This window comes from Paenibacillus sp. GSMTC-2017, assembly GCF_016019935.1.
In the GTDB taxonomy this organism is placed as follows: Bacteria; Bacillota; Bacilli; order Paenibacillales; family Paenibacillaceae; genus Pristimantibacillus.
In genome coordinates, this window is sequence record NZ_JAECMT010000004.1 from 619,427 (window position 1) to 629,012 (window position 9,586).

The 9,586-nt window shown below is 43.6% G+C and carries 10 protein-coding genes, 1 rRNA gene and 1 other RNA gene; all 12 read left to right on the forward strand.

From position 1 onward, the window contains the following. The first annotated feature begins 130 nt into the window (after nt 1–130). A complete protein-coding gene (locus tag I6N90_RS18815; protein WP_197937145.1) occupies nt 131–1,387 on the forward strand; it encodes a UDP-N-acetylglucosamine 1-carboxyvinyltransferase in 1,257 nt (418 codons plus the stop codon). 96 nt (nt 1,388–1,483) lie between these two features. Beyond that, nucleotides 1,484–2,824, forward strand: a complete 1,341-nt coding sequence (rho, locus tag I6N90_RS18820; protein ID WP_197937146.1) for a transcription termination factor Rho — start codon at nt 1,484–1,486, stop codon at nt 2,822–2,824. A gap of 21 nt (nt 2,825–2,845) precedes the next feature. After that, nucleotides 2,846–4,099 (forward strand): radical SAM protein, encoded by a 1,254-nt coding sequence (locus I6N90_RS18825; RefSeq protein ID WP_197937147.1) that lies wholly within the window; start codon nt 2,846–2,848, stop codon nt 4,097–4,099. 143 nt (nt 4,100–4,242) lie between these two features. Further along, nucleotides 4,243–4,440, forward strand: coding sequence for a 50S ribosomal protein L31 (gene rpmE / locus I6N90_RS18830; protein ID WP_197937223.1), 198 nt, complete (start codon nt 4,243–4,245; stop codon nt 4,438–4,440). A gap of 81 nt (nt 4,441–4,521) precedes the next feature. After that, nucleotides 4,522–4,935 (forward strand): hypothetical protein, encoded by a 414-nt coding sequence (locus tag I6N90_RS18835; RefSeq protein ID WP_197937149.1) that lies wholly within the window; start codon nt 4,522–4,524, stop codon nt 4,933–4,935. Between the two features lie 90 nt (nt 4,936–5,025). Further along, nucleotides 5,026–5,293, forward strand: an RNA gene (gene ffs / locus I6N90_RS18840) — signal recognition particle sRNA large type. Nucleotides 5,294–5,513: 220 nt separating this feature from the next. After that, nucleotides 5,514–7,304 carry a DNA polymerase III subunit gamma/tau gene (gene dnaX, locus I6N90_RS18845; protein ID WP_197937150.1) on the forward strand — a complete coding sequence of 597 codons (1,791 nt, stop codon included), beginning with the start codon at nt 5,514–5,516 and terminating at the stop codon, nt 7,302–7,304. 33 nt (nt 7,305–7,337) lie between these two features. After that, nucleotides 7,338–7,649 carry a YbaB/EbfC family nucleoid-associated protein gene (locus I6N90_RS18850; protein ID WP_197937152.1) on the forward strand — a complete coding sequence of 104 codons (312 nt, stop codon included), beginning with the start codon at nt 7,338–7,340 and terminating at the stop codon, nt 7,647–7,649. Between the two features lie 48 nt (nt 7,650–7,697). Continuing rightward, nucleotides 7,698–8,297: a recombination mediator RecR gene (gene recR, locus I6N90_RS18855; protein WP_197937154.1), complete on the forward strand. Its 600-nt coding sequence runs from the start codon at nt 7,698–7,700 to the stop codon at nt 8,295–8,297. Nucleotides 8,298–8,521: 224 nt separating this feature from the next. After that, nucleotides 8,522–8,767: a DUF2508 family protein gene (locus I6N90_RS18860; protein WP_197937156.1), complete on the forward strand. Its 246-nt coding sequence runs from the start codon at nt 8,522–8,524 to the stop codon at nt 8,765–8,767. Continuing rightward, nucleotides 8,764–9,027 carry a pro-sigmaK processing inhibitor BofA family protein gene (locus tag I6N90_RS18865; RefSeq protein WP_197937157.1) on the forward strand — a complete coding sequence of 88 codons (264 nt, stop codon included), beginning with the start codon at nt 8,764–8,766 and terminating at the stop codon, nt 9,025–9,027. The genes I6N90_RS18860 and I6N90_RS18865 overlap by 4 nt, the downstream gene beginning before the upstream one ends. Nucleotides 9,028–9,347: 320 nt before the next feature. Further along, nucleotides 9,348–9,586, forward strand: a 16S ribosomal RNA gene (locus I6N90_RS18870); the annotation flags it as partial.

Genomic DNA, 9,586 nt, shown 5'->3' on the forward strand with positions numbered 1-9,586 from the left:
AGCAACAGGAACAAAGGAGGACAAACCGCCTGATAAAGGCATGCAGGCTGAACCAGGCAATACCTGATCCTGCTTGCTGCGGCGGTTTTTCCTTTGTTCTCTTCCAATTAACGGGAGGATCAACGATTTCATGGAGAAATTAATGATACGCGGTGGACGGCCGTTACGAGGGACCGTTCAGATCAGTGGTGCGAAGAACAGCGCTGTTGCGTTAGTTCCAGCTTCCATTTTGGCTGAGTCAGAAGTTATACTTGATAACTTGCCGCTCATCAGTGATGTAGCGGTGTATAGTGAAATATTGCAAGAGTTAGGTGCAGTTGTGTCACGTGATGGAGATACGATGAAGATCGATCCTTCACAGTTAACATCAAAACCGATGCCTAATGGAAAAGTGAAATTGTTAAGAGCATCCTATTATTTAATGGGAGCTATGTTGGGACGATTTGGTGAAGCAACGATTGGCCTTCCTGGAGGTTGTAATTTTGAACCACGTCCGATTGATCAGCATATTAAAGGTTTTGAAGCATTAGGGGCAACTGTAACAAATGATCATGGATCCATTCGCATAGCCGCAAAGGAATTGCGTGGAGCAAAAATTTATTTGGATGTAGCTAGTGTTGGTGCAACGATTAATATTATGCTGGCGGCTTCAAGAGCCAAAGGATCAACAATTATAGAAAACGCGGCAAAAGAGCCTGAAATTATAGATGTAGCTACTCTCCTAAATGCCATGGGCGCAATTATTAAAGGCGCTGGTACCGAAACAATTCGTATTGAAGGCGTTAATAAGCTTCACGGCTGCCGCCACTCCATTATTCCCGATCGTATCCAAGCAGGAACTTATATGATTGCTGCCGCTGCTACTCGCGGTGATGTCCTTATTGATAATGTAATTCCTAAACATTTGGAAGCAATGACTGCTAAGCTGGAAGAAATGGGTGTGCAGGTCATCGAGATGGATGAGTCTATCCGGATTGTGGGCGGGCCAAATTATACGGCTATTGATGTAAAAGCATTAGTGTATCCTGGTATTCCTACAGATCTACAATCACCAATGACTACGCTACTTACGCAAGCGAATGGTGTAAGTATTCTTACAGACTATGTATATGGTACAAGGTTTAAACATGTGCCAGAGCTAGTTCGTATGGGCGCTGACATTCGAGTTGAAGGTCGCTCTGCAGTAATCGAAGGCGGCAAACTCAACGCTGCGAAAGTAAATGCAGCAGATTTGCGTGCAGGAGCAGCCTTAGTTGTTGCTGCGCTGACGGTTGAAGATGGTGTTACTGAAATTACTGGTGTGGAGTACATTGATCGTGGTTATGATCATTTAGTAGAAAACTTATCTAAACTTGGTGCAGAAGTATGGCGTGAATCGGAGTCCTAAAGGACTCCGATAACAGATCGTCGAATATATTTGGTATAGTTTGGAAAAGATGAATAATCAATGATAGATCTATAATTTGAATAGAGTGGTGAGTATATGTCGGATCTTCAGATATCAGATCTGGAAGAATTGAAACTGACAGAGCTGTATAAGCTGGCTAAGCAATATCAAATTGCTTATTACGGGCAACTTAAGAAAAAAGAATTAATTTTTGCAATACTTCGGGCACAAGCAGAAAAAAGCGGTCTTATGTTTATGGAAGGTGTACTTGATATTTTGCAGGAAGGATTCGGCTTCCTTCGTCCAATCAATTACTTACCTAGCAAAGAAGATATTTATATTTCCGCATCTCAGATTCGCAGATTCGATTTAAGAAGTGGTGACCTCGTTTCTGGAAAATGTCGACCACCGAAAGAAAATGAACGTTACTTCGGATTGCTGCAAGTAAATGCAGTCAATGGCGAAAATCCTGAAACAGCTTCAGAGCGCCTTCATTTTCCTGCTCTTACTCCTCTTTATCCCGAGAAGAAGCTAGTGCTTGAAACCTCACAGTCGAAGATTTCCACACGCATGATGGACTTGCTTGCTCCAGTTGGACTAGGGCAAAGGGGTCTAATCGTTGCACCTCCCAAAGCCGGTAAAACTCTCTTGATCAAAGAAATTGCTAACAGCATATCGGAAAATCATCCTGACATTTCATTGTTCGTCCTTCTTATTGATGAGCGTCCAGAGGAAGTTACAGATATGCAACGTTCGGTCAAAGGTGAGGTTGTTTCATCGACATTTGATGAATTGCCGGAAAACCATATCAAGGTTGCTGAGCTTGTACTTGAGAGAGCGCTTAGACTTGTTGAGCACAAAAAGGATGTCGTTATTCTTCTTGATAGTATTACACGTCTTGCAAGAGCGTATAACCTTGTTATTCCGCCATCAGGACGTACTTTAAGTGGTGGTATCGATCCTGCAGCATTCCATCGTCCAAAAAGATTCTTCGGTTCGGCACGTAACGTTGAAGAAGGCGGAAGCTTGACTATACTTGCAACTGCACTTGTTGAAACAGGTTCGCGTATGGATGATATCATTTATGAAGAGTTTAAAGGTACGGGCAACATGGAGCTGCATCTGGATCGGAAATTGGCAGAACGCCGTATTTTCCCAGCACTCGATATGCGCAGATCTGGAACACGTCGCGAAGAAATGTTGTTAACGAAGGAAGAGTTAGAAAAGGTTTGGGCAATTCGCAGAGGCATGACAGATGCGCCTGACTTTGTTGATAACTTCCTGAAGAAAATGAAAGAATCGGAAAATAACGAGCAGTTTTTAATGTCGTTGGATACATCGGCGGAAGCTATGAAGCCAGAGCGACCTGCGCCTAAGAGTAGTTCATCATCACAGACTAATCGCAGACCGGTAGCCAGAACGACGCACAGCTCGTAGTCCCGCTGAAAGGAGTACATCATGAATCTCGTATATGCGGACGAACAAGGAAATCTGTTCGACCATCCCCATTATATTGGGCTCGGTCGAAGCGGTGATATGATCGTTGAAATTATGGAGGATGAACTTATTCCTCTTCCTGAAGGAGCAACGCTTGTTAGCCTTCCTTTTACACGTCCGGTTGGAATTGATCCCTCTACTGGGGAGATGCAGGCACTGCCTGGCGGGGCTCAAGCGGTTGGAGCACTTCTTCCACAAGGCTATACCCGTTTATGTCTTCCTGGCTATGTGAAGTCAAGTAAAGAGGAAAAGTTGCCTCTGTTTGGCTACACAGCAGTTGTGTGGAAGGATGGAGGGTTCTATGTTACTGCAGAGCAATGTGACGATCCAGAGAGATGGGATCCGCTGAATTGTGATCAAGCCGAGCTCAAAATACAAGTGGAGCGATTGCTTACGAAATATCCAGACAATCGCCTATACAAACATTTGTCCAATTGTGCACTGGGTTATGAATGCTTAACTGCCTCCAACACTTTCCTCAGCAGATGGGAAGGAGCAGTACCCGTTTCATATTCTTGTAATGCAGGCTGCTTTGGTTGTATTTCTGAACAACCTGAGGAAAGTGGCTTTGTAGCACCACAGACACGAATGAACTTTAAGCCGACTGTAGATGAAGTTGAGCAGATTATGTTGGAGCATCTCCGCGAACCAGAGTCGATTATTAGCTTTGGACAAGGTTGTGAAGGTGAGCCTTCCACTCAAATGAAAATTATTGTTGAAGCGATGAAGCGTGTCAGAAGCAAAACGTCACTTGGCTACATTAACATTAATACCAATGCTGGTCTTACTGATTTTATGAGAGCTATTGTTGATGCAGGACTAGATTTGATGCGTGTCAGTACGATAAGTGCTCTTGATGATCACTATAACGCTTATTACAAGCCGCGTGGCTATACGTTGCAAAATGTAGAGAGATCACTTAAATATGCGACAGACAAAGGTGTTTATACTTCCATTAACTACTTGATTTTTCCTGGCGTAACAGACCGCGAAGAAGAAATTGAGGCGATGATTGGATTTGCAAAACGTACTGGTCTTAAGCTCATACAAATGCGCAATTTAAATATTGATCCTGAAAGTTACTTGTCTTTGATTCCAAAGGCACAAGGTGAAATTTACGGAATGAAGCAAATGTTAGAAATATTCCGTGAAGAACTTCCGGACGTTGTCATCGGATCCTATACGCATGTACCACCTTCCATTCTTAAAAGGTAACATTATTTATTAGGAATATTCGGTAATCCCCTCATTCAGAAGGGATTCTCATTGCGTACCTTAGATGATCCATGCTATAATCAGCCTATGTGCGATTTAACTCTGGATCCGCATGTGATTCAGGGCAGAAAGAGGTGAACGAGATGAAACAAGGTATTCATCCGACATACCACGTCATTACAGCTACTTGCTCTTGCGGCAATTCATTCGAGACAGGTTCGATTAAATCGGTCCTTCGCGTAGAGGTTTGCTCCGCTTGTCACCCATTCTATACGGGTAAGCAAAAGTTCCTGGATGCCGGCGGCCGCGTCGATCGTTTCAAGAAGAAATACGGCATTTAATTTATACAACCATTCAGCCTTTATTTGGCAGAATACAAGAACCTCCCTCAGCCATCCTATGGTTATAAGGGAGGTTTTTTTATGTGGCGATATAAGGGGAGTAGGTACAAACAAAGGATTTGGAGATTAGTGTTGGTGGGGGCGCTTTGTTCTGTGGTCACACTAACTGGAGGTTGTTCTGGCGGGTCGGTCAGCGAAAAGAATTCTTATAAAAAAGATGGTTATATGGGCTACTCTAACACTAACCCAAATGTATTGAATAAACATTCATCATTATCTTACAAAGATGATGTCCGATTAATTGAACAAGTGCTTCTTCCCGTTAAAGGTATTAAAAGATTGAAAATTAGCTTTAACGGCAGTCTGATCCAAGTAGGGATTCAACCTAAAAAAGGGCTTTCTGTCGCGGAAGTGGAGAAAGTTAGGTCAGAAACACAAGCCATAGTACAGTCAAATATGCCGGAGTACGATGTGTATGTAAAGGTGAACAGATAGTGGCGAATAGTGTGGGAATTGGACTGATTTATTATTTCAATTATTAAGACAGGTTGCGCTTTGCGTTAGAATGTACTATACTTGTTTTTGCCGTGCTAGATGGGGAGGTAGCGGTGCCCTGTAACTCGCAATCCGCTGTAGCGAGGTTGAATTCCTGTCTGAGGTTATACTGATGTGAGGTTTGGTGCTTGCAAGCAGTGTTGACAGTTGGGTCCTCCGCAATGGACGCTTGTGAATCCGGTCAGGTCTGGAAGGAAGCAGCCGTAAGCAAGTTAGTTCATGTGCCGGGGGGACGCCTGGCTCGAGCTGTGTAGCAAGAGAGCCGCTTGGGTCGTATCTATCAGGGACAGGTGCACGGTACTAAATAAGTTTTATCAAGGGTAGCGATTACCCTTTGGAAGATGGGACCTACAATAGCAACCTAATCAAGCGATAAGCTTGACGGGCGTTTGCTACGGTAGGTCTTTTTTTAATTGTAAATCTTTTAAAACATTTTGCTTGAAGCGTCAATGTAGTATAATAGATGTAGTAAAAAGAGTAGTTATGGAAGAGCTTGCAAGCTGAAAGGGAAGAGTGACGTGTCACATATAGCTTTATATCGTGCCTGGCGTCCTCAGACGTTTCAGGATATGGTTGGCCAGCAGCATATTATACAAACACTTCAAAATGCAATTCGGGAGCAACGTGTATCCCACGCCTATTTGTTCAATGGACCGAGAGGAACGGGAAAGACGACTACTGCCAAGGTGTTAGCCAAAGCAGTGAACTGTGAGCGAGGGCCAGCAATTGAGCCGTGCAATGAATGTGATGCTTGCAGAGGGATAACCGCTGGGCATATTATGGATGTGATCGAGATCGATGCGGCATCCAATCGTGGTATCGATGAAATTCGAGACATCAGAGACAAAGTTAGATATGCACCATCGGAAGTGCGATACAAGGTTTATATTATCGATGAAGTTCACATGCTTACAACCGAAGCTTTCAACGCTTTGCTGAAGACGCTTGAAGAGCCGCCAGGACATGTCATCTTTATTCTAGCAACTACAGAGCCGCATAAGCTTCCGGCAACGATTATTTCCAGATGCCAAAGGTTTGACTTTAGACAAGTTTCTTTGGAGGAGCAATCGGGACGACTTATGCAAATCTGTCAGGAGGAAGGTATTAGCGCCGATGAGGATGCTATTGCTTATATAGCCCGCTTATCTGAGGGTGGAATGAGAGATGCAATAAGTTTACTTGAGCAAGTGTCCGCTTTCGGAGATAATCGAATTACGCTGGAAGCAGCAATCGATGTTACAGGGGGAATGGCTGCTGATCAATTTTATCAGTTAGCCGAAGCTGTACGCGATCGTAATGTCGCATTAGTGATGCCGTTAGTGGAGAGTTTGATGCAAGCGGGTAAGAGTGCGGATAAATGCATGGAAAACTTAGTTTACTACTTCAGAGATTTATTGGTGCTGAAGCTAGCACCGTCAGGCGCTGCAATTACGGAGCGCGTCGTGGACCGTGATCGGTTCAAGACAATGGCGGATGCCTATGCTTCACAACGCTTGTTCGCAATGATCGACATACTGAACCGCTATCAAGTGGAGTTAAAGCATGCTTCACAACCGCAAACATTGTTTGAGGTTGCATTAATGAAGCTTTGCACGATTCCGGAAGATCATTCCTCAGTGAATGTAGGTAGTGGTGCGGGCGGTGGTTCTTCTGAAGGACTAGCGTCTGGTGCAGAACTTAGTCGACTTCGTCTACAGGTGGAATCGTTGGAGAGAAAACTAGAAGAAGCGCTTAAGAATGGTGTTGCTGCAGTTTCATCAGCCAATGGGTCAACTGATGGCACAAGAGCAATTACTCCAGGTGCCAAAGGTAGTACCCGAGGTGTATTCGGCGGTGGGTCTAGTATTTCAAGAGTGAAGGTGAAGTTAGGTCCTTATTTGGAAGCTGCGGGAAGTGATCCGTCAAACCAAGCACGTTCCAAATGGGCAATTGTTCTCCAACGTGTGAAGGATGCGAAAGTAACCCTTCATGCATGGCTTAAGGATGGCGAACTGGTTGCCGTCCAAGGGGGTAACCTATTACTTGCTTTCAAAAATGAGATCCATCGTGAAACGACAGAAAAGCCAAACCATCGAGAGATTATTGAACGAATAGCGCAAGAGGTTTTGGGTGAAACGTATAATCTTGTTACTGTTATGCTTAAGGATTGGCAAACGGCAATAGATGGTGCTGGTGAAACACAAGGTGAGCTGCTTGAGCTTGTGCCGGAAGGTGAAGAAGCTTCTCCTCAGGTTAAACGACCTGTGTGGGTTGAAGAAGCAGTTAAGCTATTCGGTGAAGAACTAGTAGTTGTGAAGGACAAAGAATAAGGAAACTACAAATAATTGATGAGGTGACTGAAGATGAATAACATGAACCAAATGATGAAGCAAGTAAAGAAGATGCAAGAGCAAATGATGAAAGCACAAGAAGAGCTTGAAACAAAAACACTTGAAGGTTCAGCAGGCGGCGGTGTTGTAACGGTAGAAATCAACGGTCACAAAAAATTGCTTAGCGTTATTATTAAACCTGAAGCGGTAGATCCGGATGATGTAGAAATGTTGCAGGATCTTGTTATGACGGCTGTTAATGATGCTCTAACTAAAGCGGATGAACTTGCGAACCAAGATATGGGCAAATTTACGGGCGGTATGAAAATTCCGGGCTTGTTCTAAGAAGCTGACTCAAGCAACGTTTGAAGTCTGAAAGGAGCTGTACCCTTTTTGTATTACCCGGAACCGATATCTAAGTTAATTGACGCTTTTACCCGATTGCCTGGAATCGGACCCAAGACAGCTGCTAGACTTGCATTCCATGTGCTAAGGATGAAGGAAGATGATGTCATCGATTTTGCAAAAGCATTAGTAAGCGTGAAGCGGAATTTATTTTATTGCTCCATTTGTTGCAATATTACAGATACCGATCCGTGCAGAATATGCCAAGATAAATCACGTGACGGTTCAGTCATCTGTGTAGTGCAGGAATCAAGGGACTTGGTTGCCATGGAACGAACAAAAGAGTTTGATGGTTACTATCACGTACTTCAGGGAGCGATATCTCCTATGGAAGGTATCGGCCCTGACGAAATTCGAATTGCAGAGCTTCTTAGAAGACTCGGTGATGAGAAAGTTCAAGAGATGATTTTGGCAACGAATCCGAATATCGAAGGCGAAGCAACTGCAATGTACTTATCTAGGCTTGTTAAGCCATTTGGAATTAAAGTAACACGTATCGCTCATGGATTACCGGTTGGCGGAGATTTGGAGTATGCGGATGAAGTAACTTTATCCAAAGCGCTCGAAGGCCGACGTGAACTGAATTAATCTAATAATAGAAGGAGCTGTCTTGTTAGTGGAGCAATCTACTAATGGACGGCTCCTTTTTTCATATTAGTACTAGTTATTTTGTATGAAGCATACTGTCGAATTTCTTTGAAGTATTTATCGACCAAGTCTCTAAAGTGATTTTTTAGTTCTAATCTTCTGTACAGGCTTATACACATATGAAGGAAGCCGTATAAGAAGCGATGGACAAGGTGGTGTGTAGAATGGAACGAGGTAAAGAACACTCTGAGAAAGAAAGAACAGAAAAGGAATGTGTAACGGAAGATATAAATGAAGCATTACGCGAGTGGGAGAGTGCTAAGCGATTTTTCGACTATGCGACTGGACATGAGCAAGTGGATTATGCAATTCACGCTATCATTACAGCGGAGAAAAGATATGCGATGCTACTAGGTAAAGCGAAGAGAATGCAAGGGCAATGGCCTAAATGGATAGGGGGAGTAAGATGAAAACAGTTTGGCTTAGCATGTTAGTTGGTTCTTCGGTGTTGCTCTTATGGGTGTTGTTCCGCAATAAGTTGTCTTGGAGTTGGCTTCGTGGGTTTGCATTACACTTGGTAGCTGCAGCAGGTTTACTGTATTTACTTAACTATGTAGGAGTGATACCAGGGTTGTATATTCCGCTTAATCCTATAACGATTGGAACGGTTGTAGTACTAGGTGTACCGGGGGTAGCGCTAATGGCTGGACTGCAATGGATTGTTGTTTAAATGGCATGTCAAGCATGCAGAAGGTTCAGAATATAACAACTATAATGAAACAGTTGACGAGCCTAGTCGAAACATGTTACATTATATCTCGCCCCAAGAGTACTGAAAAAGAGCAAGAAAAAAGAAATAAAAAAAGTACTTGCAATTGGATAGGCACCTGTGATATATTATAAAAGTCGCCGCTGAGACAAACGGCCGACAAGCAAGAAACACGAAAGAAGAGATTGTTCTTTGAAAACTGAACAACGAGCGAAACTGCCTCATTCATCCTAACGGATGTAATGAAAAAGCAATATAAAGTAATGAGCAAGTCAAACGCCAATTTGGAGAGTTTGATCCTGGCTCAGGACGAACGCTGGCGGCGTGCCTAATACATGCAAGTCGAGCGGACTTGATGAAGTGCTTGCACTTCTGATGGTTAGCGGCGGACGGGTGAGTAACACGTAGGTAACCTGCCTATAAGACTGGGATAACATTCGGAAACGAATGCTAATACCGGATACACGATTTGGTCGCATGGCTGAATCGGGAAAGACGGAGCAATCTGTCACTTATAGAT